Source organism: Halothermothrix orenii H 168 (assembly GCF_000020485.1).
Classification (GTDB): Bacteria; Bacillota; Halanaerobiia; order Halanaerobiales; family Halothermotrichaceae; genus Halothermothrix; species Halothermothrix orenii.
Map to the genome: position 1 here is coordinate 1,691,688 of NC_011899.1, position 18,064 is coordinate 1,709,751.

Sequence of the window (18,064 nt, forward strand, 5' to 3'; positions counted from 1 at the left end):
TTAACAAACATGTTATTAACAGGTTTATCGGGTCAGAAGTGACTGCCCTGTCATTTCTTCAGGCGTATCCAGGCCCAGTATTTCTAGCATGGTTGGTGCAATATCAGCCAGCTTTCCGGGTTTAACCCCGACACCTTCAGGTCCACCAATATAAATGAGGGGTACCTGGTTTGTGGTGTGGGCGGTATGTGGTTTGCCTTCACTATCTTTCATCTTTTCACTATTTCCATGGTCAGCAGTCAGTAAAACCTGTCCCCCCATATCCACTATTCTGGGAATAATCTTACCAAGGCATTCATCAACAGCTTCAACTGCTTTAACGGCTGCATCCATAAAGCCGGTGTGACCAACCATATCAGGGTTAGCAAAATTAAGGATAATAACATCATATTTATCTTCATCGAGTTTCTCCAGGAGTTTATCGGTTACTTCATAGGCACTCATTTCCGGTTTTTCATCATAGGTAGCAACCTTTGGTGAGGGAACAAGGACCCGGTCTTCACCCGGATATTTCTTCTCTACCCCACCATTAAAGAAGAAGGTAACATGGGCATATTTTTCAGTTTCGGCTATCCTGAGCTGTTTAAAGCCCTCTTTACTTAAAATTTCACCAAATCCATTTTTTATTTCAAGTGGTGGAAAAGCAACCGGCAGGTTAAATTCCTCATCATATTCTGCCATACAGACATAATAAAGATTTTCGGGATGTTCCGCTGGCCTTTCAAACTCATCAAATTCCTCAAGGGCAAGGGCCTTTGTTATCTGACGGGCCCTGTCAGCCCTGAAATTATAAAAGATAACAGCATCATTATCTTTAATGGTACCAACCGGTTGGCCGTTTTTCTTGATAACAGTGGGAATAACAAACTCGTCACTCTTATCGGCTGCATAGGACTGTTTCAGGGCACTGATAGCATCACTGGCTTCAAGCCCTTCACCTAAAACCAGGGCATCATAACTTTTTTTGGTCCTGTCCCAGCGATTATCCCGGTCCATAGTGTAATAACGTCCACTTACGGTTGCGATTTCACCGATGCCCAGCTCTGCCAGCTTTTCTTCCAGCTGGTTCAAATATTTTTCAGCACTCCGGGGCGGTGTATCCCGTCCATCAAGAATGGGGTGAACATATACTTTTTCTATATTCTTAACTCTGGCCATCTCCAGAAGACCAAAGAGATGATTGATATGGCTGTGGACACCCCCATCAGAAAGCAGTCCCATTAAATGAAGGGCAGAATTATTATCTTTAACATGCTGGATAGCGTTCTTTAAGGCATCATTTTCAGGCAGGGTTCCCTCTTCAATAGCTTTATTAATCCGGGTATAATCCTGGTATACAATCCGGCCAGCCCCCAGATTCAGGTGGCCAACCTCTGAATTCCCCATTTGCCCTTCCGGAAGCCCAACTGCTTCCCCGGATGCATCCAGCACCGTATCAGGGTATTCTTCAAAAAATTTATCAAGATTGGGGGTGTGGGCCTGTTTTATAGCATTCCCATCAGATTTTTCACTTAATCCAAAACCATCCATTATAATCAGGGCTAACGGTTTAGGACGATTCATCATCCTCACCTCTTTCCTTAAACTTTGCCATTCAGTAACATATTACATTTAAATATACAATATCTGTTGATATATTTAATGCTTTATTAAAAAACATTGCTTTAACCATTATGCTCCCCGGGGGCTTTCCCCGGGGATTTTTTTAACTTACTTTAAACTGACTTTTTCACTATTTCAGCAAAAGACTCAGCTTTAAGACTGGCTCCACCGACCAGGGCACCATCAATATCACTCTGTTTTATAAAGTCTTCAATATTATGGGGCTTAACACTACCACCATATTGTATCCTCATGGCATCCCCGGCTCCGTCAAAATCCTGGTTTACTGTTTCCCTGATAAATTTGATCACATCATTGGCCTCTTCAGCAGTAGCCGATTTTCCGGTACCAATAGCCCAGATGGGTTCATAGGCAATTACTGAATCAGCAACCTGGTCTTTTGTTAAGCCTGCCAGGGCAGATTTAACCTGAGCTTTGACTACCTGTCTTGTTTTGCCTTCTTCCCTCTCATCAAGGCTTTCACCAACACAGATAATGGGTTTCAGACCATGGGTATGGGCAGCCTGAACCTTTCTATTAACAATCTGATCGGTTTCATTAAAATACTGTCTTCTTTCAGAATGTCCGATAATAATATAATCAACATCTATATCCCTGAGCATAACCGGAGATAATTCCCCGGTAAAGGCACCACTGTCTTCCCAGTGCATATTCTGGGCTCCGACCTTAATACTGGTATCCTTTAACACTTCCTGAACACGGGTCAGGTTAACAGCCGGTGGGCAGACAGCAATCTCAACCCCGGTAACACCGGAAACCAGGTCTTTTAATTCTTCTACCAGGGCCACCGATTCTTTCAATGTCAAGTTCATCTTCCAGTTACCGGCAATAAACGGTGTCCTCACAAAATCCCCTCCTTACTCAACATCATCTAATGCTTCAACACCGGGTAAGGGCTTTCCTTCAAAGAACATCAGGGAAGCACCACCACCGGTTGAAATATGACTCATCTTATCCTCTAAACCGGCTTTCTTAACAGCAGCTGCGGAGTCACCACCACCAATTACGGTTCTGGCACTGGATCTGGCCATAGCTTCAGCCAGGGCATTGGTACCTTTAGCAAAGGTATCCATTTCAAAAACCCCGATAGGTCCATTCCAGATAACGGTTTCAGCTTTAGCGATGATATCACTGTATTTCTCGATGGTTTTTGGCCCACCACTGTCAAGGATTTGCCAGCCTTCAGGAATACTATCAGCACTGACAACTTTATGGTTGGCATCTTCTTTAAATTCTTCAGCAATAACTACATCTTCAGGTAAAACAAGGTCAACACCTTTTTCCTCAGCTTCTTTTAAGAGCTCTTTAGCCAGCTCTACTTTGTCCTCTTCAACCAGGGAATCCCCTACTTCATAACCCTTGGCCAGTAAGAAGGTATTGGCAATACCACCACCAACCAGGAGGTAGTCTACTTTATCGAGGAGATTTTTAATAACCCCGATTTTATCTGAAACCTTGGCACCACCTAAGATAGCAACAAAGGGATGTCCGGGGTTCTCCATAGCCTCTCCCAGGGCATTTAACTCCCTCTGCAATAAAAATCCGGCTACAGATGGTAAATGCTCGGTGACCCCTACAGTAGAAGCATGGGCCCGGTGGGCAGCACCAAAGGCATCATTTACAAATACCTCGGCCAGTTCAGCCAGCTGTCTGGCGAAATCGGGGTCATTTTTCTTTTCACCGGCGTGAAAACGGGTATTTTCTAAAAGGAGAACATCCCCATTTTCCATTTCACTTACTGCTTCTTTAGGTTCATCTCCAATACAGTCATCAACCTTGGTAACTTCTTTTCCGAGTAACTCGGCCAGCCTCTGGGCTACAGGATCAAGTCTTAAAGAATCTACGACCTTACCTTTGGGACGACCCAGATGCGACATTAATATAACCTTTGCCCCTTCATCAACCAGGTATTTTATAGTAGGTAATGCGGCCTCAATTCTGGTATCATCGGTAATCTTACCATCTTCAAGAGGTACATTGAAATCTACTCTTACCAGCGTTCTTTTACCCTTGAAATCAACATCCTTCAGGGTCTTTTTCACTTATCCCACCTCCATTATTATTTGTCGTTTATCCCGAAATATACCGGGCTAAACTGAGAAAAGTAATATACGAACCATCCCTAATATATACAGTCTCATTAGTATTTTAAACTACATCTGTTAATTTATTAAACAACCTGTAATATATAAAACTACATAAGTCAAACCGGTCTATTCGTATTTAAGAGGGGGTCTTTCAACCCCCTCTGGATTTACATCTGATTATGCTATTAATTACAGGCCTTTTTTAGCCATGTAAAGGGCCAGATCTACTACCCTGTTAGCATAACCGTATTCATTATCATACCAGGAAAGAACTTTTACCATTCCATCTTCCATAACCCTGGTATGGTTTGCATCAAAGATGGAAGAACGGGTATCACCGAAGAAGTCTCTGGATACCAGGGGTAATTCATTATACCCCAGGATTCCTTTCATTGGACCTTCAGCGGCTTCTTTCATAGCAGCATTCACTTCTTCAACGGTTACATCCTTTTTGAGGGTTACTACCAGGTCAACCAGGGATACGGTTGGGGTAGGTACACGAACAGCCATACCGTCTAACTTACCTTTCAGTTCGGGTAATACCAGGGAGATGGCCTTGGCAGCACCGGTTGTGGTCGGTACAATATTTTCAGCAGCAGCCCGACCCCTGGTCATTTTCTTCCAGGCATAAGGACCATCCAGGATATTCTGGGTAGAAGTATAGGAGTGAATAGTGGTCATTAAACCTTTTTCAATACCGAATTTATCATTAAGTACCTTGGCAACAGGAGCCAGACAGTTGGTTGTACAGGAAGCATTGGAAACAATATGGTGGTTAGCAGGGTCATATTTATCTTCATTTACACCCAGTACAATAGTCAGGTCTTCATTTTTGGCAGGTGCAGAAATAATAACTTTTTTAGCACCGGCTTCCAGGTGTTTTTTAGCATCATTAGCATCAGTAAAAAGACCGGTAGATTCAATTACAACATCTACCCCCAGATCACCCCAGGGAAGGTTAGCAGGGTCTTTTTCAGAAAGAACTTTAATTTCCTTACCGTCGATGATAATACTGTTTTCGGTGTGGTCAACTTCTGCTTCTAAACGGCCAAAGTTAGTATCGTATTTTAATAGATAAGCAAGTGTTTTAGCATCTGTCAGGTCATTAACAGCTACAAACTCCACCTCGGGATTCTTATAAGCACTCCTTACAGCCCTACGTCCAATAGCTCCAAAACCATTAATACCAATTTTTACAGTCATACTTAATCATCCTCCTTATAATTAGTTGTTTTATTTAATCTTTAATTCTTCCCTTATTAAATGAATTAAAGATTATTTACTAGTTGAAATATGCACTTTAAAGAAAAGTTAAATTTAATATAGAGTCAGCTAATTTTATATACATGGATAAATTATTTTAACTACCATATTTTAACTACCATTATGTAATTGGAACCAATCACCTCCCTTTAAGTTCCAGGATCCTCCTGGCTGTTAACTCATCGGTAATTAAAATATCCTGGTAATCAGGTGAAACAACTGCCTTAATAGCCCGGGCTTTTTCCTGCCCTCCAGCTACTGCAATAACAGTATCTATATTAGTTAAATCATTTAAATGTAACCCTACACTACTGGTAGTGTACACTATATCTCCCTGTTCATTAAAATAATAGCCAAAAGCTTCTCCAATAGCTCCCCTGTCTATAAGGGCCTTAATCTGCTGAGGTGACATTCCTCTTCTCTGGGCCATTTCCTCAGCAGTCCCCACACCGTGGAGAAGAATATTTGTCTTCTTTAACTGGTTCAGGGTCTTCTGGATCGAAGGTTCCGCTACAATCCGGTTTGCGTTTTCTTCCTTTATATTATCGGGAAGGTGGAGGAGCTGATATTTTCCTCCAATTTTCTTAGCAATCGTGGCTGCAATAGTATTGGCCTGTATTTCAACCTCTTCACCGAGGCCTCCCCTTCCCGGAACAACCATAACCTCCATCGGATTACTGGTTGACCTCATGGCATTAGCAACCTGGGCCAGGGTTGTTCCCCCTGTCACTGCCAGAATATCATCATCTTTCAGGAGACCCTTTAGATACTTTGCTGTAAAACGACCTATTTCCTGTTTAATCGTTGAATATTCGAGACCTCCAGGAACCAGTAAAACCTGTTTCAAACCCAGAACTTTCTTTACTTCTTCTTCTAAATTTTTCAATCCCTTTAGTTCTTTTATATATTTATCCAGTTCATTTAAGAATTCCTGACCGGTCCTGGTAATAACCGTTCCCGACCGGGAAACCTCCACCAGCCCCTTGGTTTCCAGAAAATTAAGCTCATTTCTAATAGTACGTTCACTCAAAGTGGTTTTTTCTGCCAGCAATCTCCTCCCGATAGGCTGGTTATAATAAATACTACGGAGTATAGTATACCTTTCTTCGGCAAGGGATATTATTTCAGGGACAATTTTTTCCTGTATCTTAAATAAGTAGTTCATTATTTCACCACCATAACGGGTACATTCTTGTCCCACTGGAACAATTCCGTCCCGACAGTAACATAAAAAAAGTCGTTTATTTTTACTTTTAACCTTTTTGCTTCCAATTATATTATATACTATGTCAATTCAAAAATTCCTTCTTTTTTTTAAAAAAAAAATGGAGAATTACTTCTTCCGTTTCCGGGAAGAAGGAATTCCCATTTGCTTCCGGTACTTGGCTACAGTCCTCCTGGAAATATTAACACCAATTTCATCTTTCAAAATTCTGGCCAGTTTTTTATCACTCAGGGGATTTTTTGCCCCTTCTTTATCTATATATTCCTTAAGATAGGCCTTAATACTGGTTGTAGATACCCCATTCACCCCACCACTGAAAAAAAACTTTAGTTCGTAAATCCCCTGTGGGGTTTGAATATATTTACTGGTTGTAGCCCTGCTTACTGTGGATTCATGAATGCCCAGCGTATCAGCCAGCTCTTCCATAGTCAGTGGTTTTAAATACTTTATACCCTTTTCCAGAAATTCCTGTTGACGGTTGGTAATAGCCATAGCTATGCGGTAAATTGTTATTCGCCGTTGTTCTATTGATCTAATTAACCAGAGGGCTGACTTATAATTTTTCTCCAGGTATTCCCGGGATTCCCCACCAACATCCTGTAGCATTTTATAATAATAGGGGTTTATTTTCAATGAGGGAGTTAAGCTACTGTTCATTTCAACCACAAATTTCCCCTCAACCTTTCTCACAATAACATCAGGGACAATAAAACCGGTATTTTCTTTTGCAGCAAAACCGGCAGCAGGGTAGGGTTCCAGCTCTTTTATTAAATTAATAGCCTTTAAAACCTGTTCTTTATCCTTTTTAATCTTTTTTATAATCTCCTTGATTTTACCCGAGGCCAGTTCATCCAGAAAGTTAGTCACAATATTTTTAGCTATTTCAGTGTTTTCATCATCTCCCAGATTTCCCAGCTTTACCAGGAGGGCTTCTCTAATATTCCGGGCCCCAACCCCCACTGGATCAAGCTGCTGCACTTTCTTTAAAACTTTCTCAACTTCACTTTCTTCTACCTTAAAATGATGACCGATTTCACTTACTGTCGTCCTTAAATAACCCCTGTCATCCAGGTTACCGATGATATATCTTGCAATTTTAAGTTCGTGATCTTCACAGACCTGATACAACTGAGACTCGAGGTATTCCGTTAAATTAATTTTATAAGTCACAAAATTTTCATAATTATTATCACTATTTCTGTCATTACTATAATCATAATCGGAATAATTCTTATGATTCTGAAAATAATCTCCATTTGAAGATTCTTTCTCTAAAAGGGGGTTACGCTTTAACTCCTCTTCAAGGTAATTCTCAAGTTCCTGATAAGAATACTGCAAAAGTTTTATAGCCAGCTTCAATTTCGGGGTCATCACCAGTTCCTGTTTCTGATTAAGATCAAGGTCAAACCTTAAATCCATTTATCTCTCTCCCCTTATTTCATTAGCAATAGATTTTATCCTCCTTAAACGGTGATTTACCCCCGATTTACTCAGGGGAGGGTCCAGTAGCTTACCCAGTTCCTTTAAACTGGCATAAGGGTATTTTTTCCTAATTATAGCAATTTCCTGAAGGCTATTTGACAGTGTCTCCAGCCCCCGGGTTTTTTCAATTAATTCTATATCTTCAAGTTGAAGCATAGCCGCTTTAACTGTTTTATCCAGATTGGCTGTTTCACAATTGACCCTACGGTTTACACCGTTTTTAACCTCTTTTAACACCTTATTATCTTCTAATTTTAACAGGGCCTTATGGGCACCAATTATATTTAAAATGGTTGCCACTTCAGAGAAACTCTTAAAATAAACCACATATTTTTTACGGTGTTCGGTAAGATGACCCTCAAGGCCAAACCGTTTCAACAACATCAATAAATCCTCAGCAAAACTCTCATGTTCACACCTGAACTCCAGGTGGTACTCCCCACGGGGGTTATTGACAGAACCCCCTCCAAGAAAAGCCCCTCTAACATATGATTTTTGACAGCTCTTACTGGTCACAAGTTCCTTTTTTATCCTGAACAATAGATTATGGTCCTCATCAAGGACTCCAACCTTTTTCAAGAAGACTTCAATCCCGGGCTGGGGAGGTAAAAATAAATCATAAATATTCTGGTAGGTTGAAAAATGGTTACGACGCCTTACCATAATTTCAATATTGAGTTCAAACCGTTCTTTTATCAATTTATAAACCTTCCTGGCGAGGTCACCATGATAAAGCCGTACCTTTACTGCCAGGTTTTTATTAATTATCTGAATAGAGCCATTCATCATTATCAGGGCAGATAATTCTGCCAGTTGACACATTTTATTGTTACTTTCAAGCCTGGAAACCTCATGTTTTACCTGGTCAGTAAAAGACATTAAATGGTTCACCTGCCTCGATATACTTTTAAAATAGTCTCAGCCAGTTTAGAGGGATCATGTCTGATATAACCATCCCGGGACAACAGATCACCTTTAATTATATTGACCCCCTGACTCAGAACCTTCTTGCGGTCAACTTTAACTGGATAAGATCCCTCCATTTTATATTTTTGGGCAAGGTTTTTCGGTATATCTCCAGTGTTTACAACAACATAATCAAATAGGCCATTACCAACATGGTCTATAATAGCCTGGATATGATCACTGGTTCTATAACCGGTGGTCTCACCGGGCTGAGTCATTACGTTGCTGATATACATTTTTAGGGCAGTACTATTTTTAATCTCTTCAGCAATCCCCTTGATCAGTAAATTGGGCATAATACTTGTATACAGACTTCCGGGACCAATTATAATAATATCTGCCTGCCTGATAGCATTCAAAGCATCATCTGTTGGTCGACAGGCCCCTGGTTGTAAAAAGACCCTCTTTATTTTTTTATGCTCCCGGGGTATAGATGATTCCCCCATCCTGACAGTATTATCAGAATATACAGCACCTAACCTGACATCTTCATTGGTTGCCGGCAGGACCTGCCCCTTTATAGCCAGGACCTTACTCGATTCTTTAACCGCCTGTTCAAAATCCCCCAGAACTTCAGTCATAGAAGCTATAAACAGGTTACCAAAACTATGACCATCAAGAGTGCCGTCTGCCCTGAAGCGGTACTGAAAAAGCCTTTCCATAAGGGGTTCAGTATCAGCCAGGGCCACCAGGCAGTTCCGGATATCCCCAGGTGGTAGCATCCCCAGCTCATCCCTGAGCCGTCCTGAACTACCACCATCATCAGCCACTGTGACAATGGCTGTTATATTACTGGTATATTCTTTTAACCCCCGTAACAGGGTTGAAAGGCCTGTTCCCCCTCCCAGAGCCACAATCCTGGGTCCTTTTTCCAGCATCTTTGTCCGGTATAACTTATCTATTAGTTCATCTCCCTCCCGGTTATCCCGGGTGAAAGTCCTGATAGCCCCTTTAATCGACTCCCCAATTAGTATAACACCCAGTACAATTATTATCACAGCCAGAATTACCCTGGCCACTACTGAATTAATTACAAAATAGGTCCCGATATATCTATTTATTAAAAAAATCATTTTATCCCCAATTAAGATAATAATTCCTGACCAGATAAGCATTAAACCCAGCAGGACCAGGAATAACCACCTTTTAATACCGATTCCGGGATAAAACCATTTTAAAATCTTCATGCTAAACACCTTCTATGATTTACGGTTTTGCCTTAAATTCATTTACTTACTAATATCTTTATGTTCCACAACAACGTGGTATCCTTTGCTCAACAAAAATTCTTTTAATTTAATAGCTGTCGTTACAGAACGATGCTTTCCTCCTGTACAACCTATGGCAATAGTAAAATGACTTTTTCCTTCCCGGCTATACTCCGGCAATAGAAAATCCATCATATCAAAAAATCTCTTATAAAACTTCTGAGTTACCGGCCATTTAAGGATATAATCCTGGACTACGGTCTCTTCACCGGTTCTCTCCTTAAGCGACCTGACATAATAGGGATTTGGCAGGAACCTGACATCAAAAACCAGATCAGCATCCATGGGTATACCATATTTATACCCAAAGGATATAATGGTAACAGACATAGACTGTTTCCCGATAAAATATGATGAATAAACCTTTTTTAATTCATGATTAAGCTCCTGTTTACTTAATTTAGAGGTATCAATTATTTTATTGGCCTTACCCTTTATTTCCTCCAGAAGATGCCTCTCCTTTCGAATGGCATCAAGTACCCGACCTTCCTCATCCAGGGGGTGACGCCTTCTGGTTTCTTTATATCTTCTTATCAAAACCTCATCAGAGGCTTCCAGAAATAATATTTCATAATCAATTCCCCGTTTTTCTAATGAAGAAAGCTCACTGAAAAGGGCGTTAAAAAATTCTCTTCCCCTGATGTCACTGACAACAGCTATTTTATCAAGTTCAGAATGAAGACAGAGCTCGGCAAATTTCGATATCAGGGCCGGAGGCAAGTTATCGATACAGAAAAAGCCCATATCCTCAAAGAAATTTAAAGCCACCGATTTACCGGCACCCGACATCCCGGTAACAATTAAAAACTGCATGTTTATTACCCCTCTCACCTATCTTTAAACATATCTTCAAAACAATATGAAAGCAATATGCCAACAGTCTAATGTCTTAACTTTTCTTAACATCCGTACATAATCAATAAAACAACACATTTTAACCCTGTAAACTAATTAAGTCTCATATTTATAAATCACATATCAATAATTTAAATCACATATCATTAATATAAATTACATATCAATAATTATTGTATAATACCAGTAGTTAAAAGTAAATATACTTTAGACCAATAACACAGGTAATCTCCTGCCAATTATTTCAAAAGTAGCCGGTAACCTTCCGATCGATTCCCCATCTATCTCCAGTAGTACCTGCTCACCGGAATCAATTATTACTTTTTGACAGGAGAGGCTGTCGACTTTAGGGTGTGATAAATGAAGACCCTTGAAAGCCTTAACCAGGTTTGAAAGAATCTCTTTACGGTTTAAATCCTTTAAAACAACGAGATCAAATAATCCATCCCGGAGACTGGCAGTCGGAGCAATTTTTATTCCCCCACCAAAATACTTGCCATTGGCCACCATGATGCTATTAATACGTTCATTTAATATTTCTTTTTCATCTACAATCAATTTGATAACCTTATTCTTATAACGGGCCAGAACCTTAAATAATCCAAGAAGATATGTAATGGGCCCTCCCAGTACTTTGTCACCTTTATTAACTTCATACACGGTCTCACTGCCGATTCCAACATCAGCCAGGTTAATAAAATATCTGGAATCCCGGTTCCCTTTATGAGTAACATAAGTAACCAGGCCGACATCAATAAATTCCACTTCCCCGTTTTTAATAATGTTTATTATATCCTTAAATTTACTGGTTATCCCCAGGCTTTTAATAAAATCAGAGCCTGTCCCCCGGGAAAAAACAATCAATCTGGCTTCTGGGTTAATAAGGTCTTTCCCCTTAAAAAATCCGTTTACTACTTCATTAATGGTTCCATCTCCTCCAACGGCCATTACCTTTTTGTAACCCTCTTTGAAACCCTGCCGGACTATGGTTGTAGCGTGACCGGGATAGCAGGTATAAACAGGTTTTATCGATAATCCACAGCTTTGAAATTTTTTAAAGTATTTCGGCCATTTTTTCCCGGTTCTGCCCCCGGCAGACACGGGATTTACTATAGCTAATATAGTCTCTTCCATCCCGTTTCCTCCCCATATATATAATCATGGAAACCGTCTTCCGGTTTTACAACTCGAACTAATTATGAAGACCCTGATACAAATTACACCAGATTAATTACCCTTTCCGGGGAGATACCCACCTCTTTTATAAGTTTTAAACCCCTGTCCAACTCCCCCACCTCCCGGGGGGAATGGGCATCACTGTTAACAATAAACTTAACCTCTGTCTGGCTGGCAGCCCTGATAAAGCCTTCAAGGCGGGAATGGCGTGTATTTATCTCCAGCAAAGTGCCTTCCCCGGCACAAACCTGCCCCAGCTCACAGGTATCAATATCAACCCCATAACCCGGATGGGTAATAAAGTCAATATTATATCTTTTAACGGCATTAACAACAGCCCTGGTATTCCAACTCCTGATCTCCTCTTGCCTGGAAGGAAAACATTTATAGCTAATCCGGTTATCCCAGATCAGGTATCTGGCTGTTTTTAAATCAGGGGGTAATATCAGGAGATGAAGGCCAGCGGCAACAAAATCCAGCTCCTTTAGGACTTCATGGGGTACATCCAGTTCCCCTTCTCCATTAATTATATTGGCTTCAACACCACAGAGTATTTTAATCCCCGGGTATTCCCCCTGAAGCCTGTCTACCTCTTTTTTTATCTCCAAAAGGGTTTCAGCCTTTTTAACCCCCAGAGGAATAATACTGAAGGAACGTGGCCCGTGATCGGCAATACCTATCTCCTGTAATCCCTTTAATATACCTTCTTCGACATTTTCCCTTAAATCTCCTTTTCCATGACTATATTGGGAGTGGGTATGATAATCACCGATAAACCTCATTAACTCAACAACCCCATTCGTCCGGCGAGTATCCCCAGAAAAAAGGCAACATAAACCGTTTCCATAATAGGAACCCTTTCCCGATATTTTTTAATAAAATAAATGGAACCGGTCAAAAATGTTAATATAATTACAGGATTTAAAGGTAAAAGGTAATATATTGCTATAAGGGTTAAAAGCCCTAACACCCCCAGCAAAAAAAATGGAGGGGGTTGAAACTTAATATCATGGTAAATGAGATATGAAAGAATAAAATTACCGAAAAACCACGCCCCTACAAAAAACCAGCTTCCCTTTATGGCTATAACAGCTGTTAATATAACAAGAATATGCTTAAGAAACTTCCGGGGACTATCTCCGATCAATTCTTTACCCCGGACAAAAGACAGAAGCAATCCGGCAGTAAGTAATATTTCCCCGGAAATATTAATTTCATTTAGAAGCTGAACCGGAATTAAACCCAGTATAAACTTCCATAGAAAATAACACCCTGTTGATATAAAAAACAACAGAACATAGGCTGTTTTTTTATCAAGAATTTTTAATACTTTACCCTCCCTTATAAAATAGGCCAGGGTCAGCGAGTATAAAAAAATGAGTTCCATATTAATATTACCGGTTAAAATGACCAGTAAAATAGTAGTCAGGGTAATAAAATTCATGCCCGGTTCCAGACCCCATATAAGGGCTGTAAACCCGGCAACAACCAGACCCAGGGAAGGGTTTCCTGTTATTATACCAAAAACAGCTCCAACCACAAATGGATTGATAAAATACTCCCTGTACTTCATAAAATCACCCCCCGGGTAGCTTTTGTATTAATTATTTCCGGCACCCGGGAGAATTATACCTGTCAATATATTTTGACTCCGCTAATATCTTATTACCATCTGTCTGAAGAATTTAACAGGATCATTTAGTATTTTCAGGAATTTCATTTTACTGACTTTCACCTTGCCCCGTCCGTAAAAGAGTTTAAGGTTTCCTTCGAGTTCCTCGAGGGTAGCTATTCCCAGTGCATTATTAACACTGAAAAATTTCCTGTAACCCGGCAGATTATCAGGTATGGCTTCAAAGTATGTAGCCAGTCCTTCAATATGCCCCTTTGCATTAGAAAGCATTACCCTGAGGGCACGGCTGGCATCTTCTTTATAATCAGGATTTAAAATTTTTTCATCCGATAATCCCAGTTCTTCCATGGGCCAGAAAGATTTGTTCCGTTCCTCTAAATCTATTTTTATATCCCTGATTATATTTATTTTCTGCAGAAACAACCCGGCCTCTGTGAAATTTTCTAAGAGATCTTCCTTCTGTTTATGATCATGGATATCACCGTAAAGGAGTACCAGTTCAGTTAAAAATCCTCCAACTGTACCGGCTACATAATAACAATATTCATCAAGTTCTTCAAAGGTTTTAATCTTGAGAGTTAAGTATTTTTTCATTCCCTCATTCATCTCATTTAACCATTTAAAGGATAGCCTCTGAACCTTATGGGGTAAATTCTGGTATACTTCTTTTAACAAATGGCACCCTTCGGTCAAGGCCTGTAAATCATTATCAGGAATATAGTCAGAATAGCCCTTTAACCGGTTGCAAATATAATTTGTTCCCTCATTATCCGGGTCAAAAAGGGCAACTACACTATCCATTAAATCTTTTCTGGTATCAATATCTATCCCCTTAACTTCATCTTCAAAATTATCCAGTAATCTATCCTGAAGGTATACAGTCAAAACAGGCATATAAAGCTTATCATCAAGTAATGGTATGGTAAGGGCAAAACTTCTTGAAACCTTTGGCAGCATTTTTTTGCAAAATTTTAAGGAATCAACCATTTAAAACAACACCTCATCATGATGAACTAAGTACCCACTCTTCAGTTACAACATCTAAAAATTTTCCGGTCAGTTCCGGGTCAAACTGAGTTCCAGCATTCTCCCTGACTTCCTTAATAGCATACTCAAAGGGTAAAGCATCTTTGTAAGATCGACTGGTCAATATAGTATCAAAGGCATCAAATAATGCTATAATCCTTGATTCCAGAGGGATTTCTTTACCTTTAAGCCCATCGGGGTAACCATGACCATCCCATCTTTCATGGTGGTGCCTGACTATACTGGCCACCCGCTCAAAGTTATTGACATTTTCCAGAATCCTGCTTCCATAAACAGAATGCTTTCTGACCTGGACATATTCCCTGTCATTTAATTTACCCGGTTTATTTAATATCAAATCAGGGACACCTATTTTCCCTATGTCATGTAAAAGAGCTGCTTCTTTTAAAACCCTTAGCCGTTCTGGTGATAAATTGAGGTATTCCCCCAGTTTCAAACTATATCTGGCAACCCTTTCAGAGTGACCTTTAGTATATTTATCTTTCAATTCAACGGCATCGGCCAGGGCCTTAATAACACCTAGATATGTCTCATCAAGTTCAGTTAAGGATAATTTAAGGTATATTAATATAGATGAAACCTTGGATATAGCCTCAAGCACCCTTTTATCTTCACTGGTAAATTCTTTTTCTGCCTGAAAAGTATCGATAAAAATATTACCGATAATGTCCTGAGTTTTTAAACCAACCACCAGGGTTGATTTTATTCTACTGGAGCCTACCTCAGCAAATACCCTTTTATATTCTTCTGGATTTTTTTCCAGGTAACTATTATTAACATTTTTAAAGATAACCGGATTTTCACTGCACATGAGGATTTCTTCGGGAAAATCAACTTCTGTCAGTAAATCATCATACCCATACTGGGCCAGAAACTTAAAATATTTTCCCTCTTTTATACCGGCACTACCGGCATCGGCAGCAGGTATTAATTCCACCGCAAGCTGAACAATATCCTGCAAAAACCCTTTCAAAGGAGCTTCAGGGTCTATTTTGCTCAAGAGATCGATAATCGCCAGTATCTTATTCTGGTATGTGTTAATGGCCTCATAGGAAACTGATATTTCCTGATTCATTGCTGAAATTTCTTCATTCTGCATAGTAACTTCTTCCAGTAACCGCAACATCTCATTAACCATCTTTTTGTATGAGGTAAAGGCATATTTTGTTTCCCTGAAATTAGTCTTTGCTTTCTCCAGGGTCTGACCGAGTAAATTCATAGCATTAAATTCTTTATCTATCTTTACCAGTTTACTACGATGGCCTTCTATAGCATTTATTAAATCTCTCGATTTATTTTCAAGTAACTGGATATCTTCCATAATCACCCGGTAATTATTCCGCGAAAAACGGAACACAAAGACAATTATAGAAAGTAAAAACAGGGATAACAGGCCTAAATCAAAGGCCCTATTAATATATTCATCTATATAATATACAAAATATAACCTGCTGGAAATTGATTTCATCTCCCTGTTAATAACTACAAGTTTTTCTAAAGGTATTATACCATCTTTTCTGGATAAATTGGTTGGAAAAAGCCCCCCGGAGGAATTAGTTATAATTATATTTCCTCTACTGTCTGTGGTAACAAACAGTGATGAATTGGAAATCTCATGAAAAACCGGGTTAAAGGAATAATTAACCATATATAATTTATTATCGACCGGATAAACAATCCCCAGGGCAGTTCCGTATTGCCCGAGGCTATAAGAAAGAATCTGAGTCTGTAACTCCCCTGTCTCCAGGGCTCTTACTATAATGGGAAGGTTATTATAGGAAACATCAACCAGGCTTTTATATGGATAGGAATAGGTAATGACCCCCTGTTGGTCAATGATATGGACTGAATGAACATTTTCATTAAATTTAACAAAATTAGGAATAAGATGAAGGGGTAAAGCAGAAACTTCCTTTGTCTGTCGAATAGATTTATTTATATAATTATTTAGCATATTGTAATTTAATTCATAAAGACTCCTTACTGATTTCCGGGTAGTGGCATAAATATTATAAATATAAAGCCCATATGTAAATATAATAAGTACTACCAGAAACTTTAAAACAACTCTATTACTTTTAACGACTTTTTTAATACTCTTACTTTTTACCATGCCGACGACCTCTCTCTGTATTAATTACCCGGTCAGTTACGAATCTGCTATTATTTACTGTAAGTATTGAAATTTTTCTATAAACTAGCCCATCTTCAGAAATATAAATTGTACCTCCAATGCCCTCAAATGTGTATTCCTTTATATGCTCTTTGAGATTGTCAACATCATTTCCATATGAATTAACTAAATTTATTGCCAGTAAGATAGCATCATAATAATTTATGAAATCCTGACAGGGTAAAATACCTCTCTTCTCTAAAGATTTTGCAAATGTATTGTTATATGTTTCAAAATATACTTTATCGTATAAAGAAAAAATTTTGATGCCCTCTGCAGCCTCACCACCGTACTCGATCAGAGCCTTACTATTTGAATAATCCCCCCCATAAAACTTAATATCAGGATTTATTTTTTTCAGGCGCTGTACCAGAATAGCACTCTGCATGGGGCTGGTAAGTAATAAAATACCATCTATACTCTTAAGACTTTCATAATCAGAATAAAATTCAATCCCCTTAACTTCACCTGTAAAACTGACTGTTCCCTGATAATTCTGTTTAAAATAATTAATAAATGTTTTTGAAAAAATAGGATTATTGGAATCATAAAAAATCCCGACTTTATTTATTTTATCCTGGAAAATTAATTCAGCCATAATATCAGCTAAAACCCGGTCACTGGGAACTATTGAGTATAGATTATCCGATACCCCCAGAACACTGGGGGAGGTTACCTCAGGGGCAATTGCCAGCATATTATATCTCTCCAGATAGGGTAGTATTTTCTGTGCCTGGCTGCTAGTAGTAGGCCCGATGATAATATTTATACCTTTTTTATAAAAGGAGCTAATAACATCCTGGACATTATCCCCTTGTTCTGTTAAGGCAGCATAATAGATATTAACCTTTTTTGAAATGTTCTTGTTGTTGTTTAATAATTCAGTTATCCGGGGTACACCTGTTGGACCAAAAAACTCGGAGCTATAGTAGATTACCCCTATTTTAAGTGGTTGTTGTGATCTGTAAATTAAAACAGCACTAATTAACACTATTGTTAAAACCAAAGCAATAAATATTATATTTTTCGAAAAAGACATAAAACATCATTCCCATCTAAGATATTACATCCTTTTACATAATTCTTTATAAATGTTAAAGTTCCTGCTCTATCTATAAGATAAAAATAGACTAGGAATATAGTAGGAATCAGACTTATGAATACTATCATGACGGTATTAATAACTTTTTTGATAACACTAAAGTGTATTTATTTTTAAAAAAGAAACCAATTGAGTTTATTTTGTTTCTTTTGTTAAAGAATTCT

Annotated in this window: 15 protein-coding genes; all 15 read right to left on the reverse strand. The window is 39.0% G+C overall.

The genetic code is table 11. The features are described 5' to 3' along the window. Positions 1–24: 24 nt before the first annotated feature. The 15 genes from gpmI to HORE_RS08315 all read right to left on the reverse strand — a co-directional run bounded on the left by gpmI (position 25) and on the right by HORE_RS08315 (position 17,837). Positions 25–1,563, reverse strand: a complete 1,539-nt coding sequence (gene gpmI, locus HORE_RS08245; protein WP_012636512.1) for a 2,3-bisphosphoglycerate-independent phosphoglycerate mutase — start codon at positions 1,561–1,563, stop codon at positions 25–27. 152 nt (positions 1,564–1,715) lie between these two features. Beyond that, positions 1,716–2,468: a triose-phosphate isomerase gene (tpiA, locus tag HORE_RS08250; RefSeq protein ID WP_012636513.1), complete on the reverse strand. Its 753-nt coding sequence runs from the start codon at positions 2,466–2,468 to the stop codon at positions 1,716–1,718. A gap of 12 nt (positions 2,469–2,480) precedes the next feature. Next, complete coding sequence (locus HORE_RS08255; RefSeq protein ID WP_012636514.1) at positions 2,481–3,665, reverse strand: phosphoglycerate kinase; 1,185 nt, start codon at positions 3,663–3,665, stop codon at positions 2,481–2,483. Between the two features lie 234 nt (positions 3,666–3,899). Continuing rightward, positions 3,900–4,913: a type I glyceraldehyde-3-phosphate dehydrogenase gene (gene gap / locus HORE_RS08260; RefSeq protein ID WP_012636515.1), complete on the reverse strand. Its 1,014-nt coding sequence runs from the start codon at positions 4,911–4,913 to the stop codon at positions 3,900–3,902. A gap of 199 nt (positions 4,914–5,112) precedes the next feature. Then, entirely contained in the window at positions 5,113–6,138 is a 1,026-nt protein-coding gene (locus HORE_RS08265) for a sugar-binding transcriptional regulator (RefSeq protein WP_012636516.1), read from the reverse strand. Between the two features lie 168 nt (positions 6,139–6,306). Further along, on the reverse strand, positions 6,307–7,617 hold the full coding sequence (gene rpoN / locus HORE_RS08270; protein WP_012636517.1) for an RNA polymerase factor sigma-54: 1,311 nt from the start codon (positions 7,615–7,617) through the stop codon (positions 6,307–6,309). Further along, entirely contained in the window at positions 7,618–8,559 is a 942-nt protein-coding gene (gene whiA, locus HORE_RS08275) for a DNA-binding protein WhiA (RefSeq protein WP_012636518.1), read from the reverse strand. Between the two features lie 8 nt (positions 8,560–8,567). Further along, on the reverse strand, positions 8,568–9,833 hold the full coding sequence (locus HORE_RS08280; protein WP_012636519.1) for a gluconeogenesis factor YvcK family protein: 1,266 nt from the start codon (positions 9,831–9,833) through the stop codon (positions 8,568–8,570). Positions 9,834–9,875: 42 nt separating this feature from the next. Then, positions 9,876–10,727, reverse strand: coding sequence for an RNase adapter RapZ (rapZ, locus tag HORE_RS08285; protein WP_012636520.1), 852 nt, complete (start codon positions 10,725–10,727; stop codon positions 9,876–9,878). Positions 10,728–10,976: 249 nt separating this feature from the next. Further along, on the reverse strand, positions 10,977–11,903 hold the full coding sequence (locus HORE_RS08290) for a diacylglycerol/lipid kinase family protein (protein WP_012636521.1): 927 nt from the start codon (positions 11,901–11,903) through the stop codon (positions 10,977–10,979). Between the two features lie 83 nt (positions 11,904–11,986). Then, the gene (locus HORE_RS08295) at positions 11,987–12,727 is read right to left on the reverse strand and encodes a PHP domain-containing protein (protein WP_012636522.1); all 741 of its coding nucleotides are present in this window, start codon (positions 12,725–12,727) and stop codon (positions 11,987–11,989) included. Continuing rightward, positions 12,727–13,518: a hypothetical protein gene (locus tag HORE_RS08300; protein ID WP_012636523.1), complete on the reverse strand. Its 792-nt coding sequence runs from the start codon at positions 13,516–13,518 to the stop codon at positions 12,727–12,729. Before HORE_RS08300 ends, HORE_RS08295 begins: the two co-directional genes overlap by 1 nt. An 81-nt stretch (positions 13,519–13,599) precedes the next feature. After that, entirely contained in the window at positions 13,600–14,535 is a 936-nt protein-coding gene (locus tag HORE_RS08305; protein ID WP_226984151.1) for a phytoene/squalene synthase family protein, read from the reverse strand. Positions 14,536–14,581: 46 nt separating this feature from the next. Continuing rightward, positions 14,582–16,738 carry an HD-GYP domain-containing protein gene (locus tag HORE_RS12510; protein WP_012636525.1) on the reverse strand — a complete coding sequence of 719 codons (2,157 nt, stop codon included), beginning with the start codon at positions 16,736–16,738 and terminating at the stop codon, positions 14,582–14,584. Continuing rightward, entirely contained in the window at positions 16,725–17,837 is a 1,113-nt protein-coding gene (locus HORE_RS08315) for an ABC transporter substrate-binding protein (protein ID WP_012636526.1), read from the reverse strand. Before HORE_RS08315 ends, HORE_RS12510 begins: the two co-directional genes overlap by 14 nt. Positions 17,838–18,064: the final 227 nt, after the last annotated feature.

Excerpts from the sequence above, each read along its gene's own strand:
- HORE_RS08290 (WP_012636521.1), bottom strand. The coding sequence starts at position 11,903 with ATGGAAGAGACTATATTAGCTATAGTAAATCCCGTGTCTGCCGGGGGC.
- HORE_RS08295 (WP_012636522.1), bottom strand. The coding sequence starts at position 12,727 with ATGAGGTTTATCGGTGATTATCATACCCACTCCCAATATAGTCATGGA.
- whiA (WP_012636518.1), bottom strand. The coding sequence starts at position 8,559 with ATGTCTTTTACTGACCAGGTAAAACATGAGGTTTCCAGGCTTGAAAGT.
- gpmI (WP_012636512.1), bottom strand. The coding sequence starts at position 1,563 with ATGAATCGTCCTAAACCGTTAGCCCTGATTATAATGGATGGTTTTGGA.
- HORE_RS08305 (WP_226984151.1), bottom strand. The coding sequence starts at position 14,535 with ATGCTGCCAAAGGTTTCAAGAAGTTTTGCCCTTACCATACCATTACTT.
- rapZ (WP_012636520.1), bottom strand. The coding sequence starts at position 10,727 with ATGCAGTTTTTAATTGTTACCGGGATGTCGGGTGCCGGTAAATCGGTG.
- HORE_RS12510 (WP_012636525.1), bottom strand. The coding sequence starts at position 16,738 with ATGGTAAAAAGTAAGAGTATTAAAAAAGTCGTTAAAAGTAATAGAGTT.
- HORE_RS08280 (WP_012636519.1), bottom strand. The coding sequence starts at position 9,833 with ATGAAGATTTTAAAATGGTTTTATCCCGGAATCGGTATTAAAAGGTGG.
- rpoN (WP_012636517.1), bottom strand. The coding sequence starts at position 7,617 with ATGGATTTAAGGTTTGACCTTGATCTTAATCAGAAACAGGAACTGGTG.
- HORE_RS08265 (WP_012636516.1), bottom strand. The coding sequence starts at position 6,138 with ATGAACTACTTATTTAAGATACAGGAAAAAATTGTCCCTGAAATAATA.
- gap (WP_012636515.1), bottom strand. The coding sequence starts at position 4,913 with ATGACTGTAAAAATTGGTATTAATGGTTTTGGAGCTATTGGACGTAGG.
- HORE_RS08300 (WP_012636523.1), bottom strand. The coding sequence starts at position 13,518 with ATGAAGTACAGGGAGTATTTTATCAATCCATTTGTGGTTGGAGCTGTT.
- HORE_RS08315 (WP_012636526.1), bottom strand. The coding sequence starts at position 17,837 with ATGTCTTTTTCGAAAAATATAATATTTATTGCTTTGGTTTTAACAATA.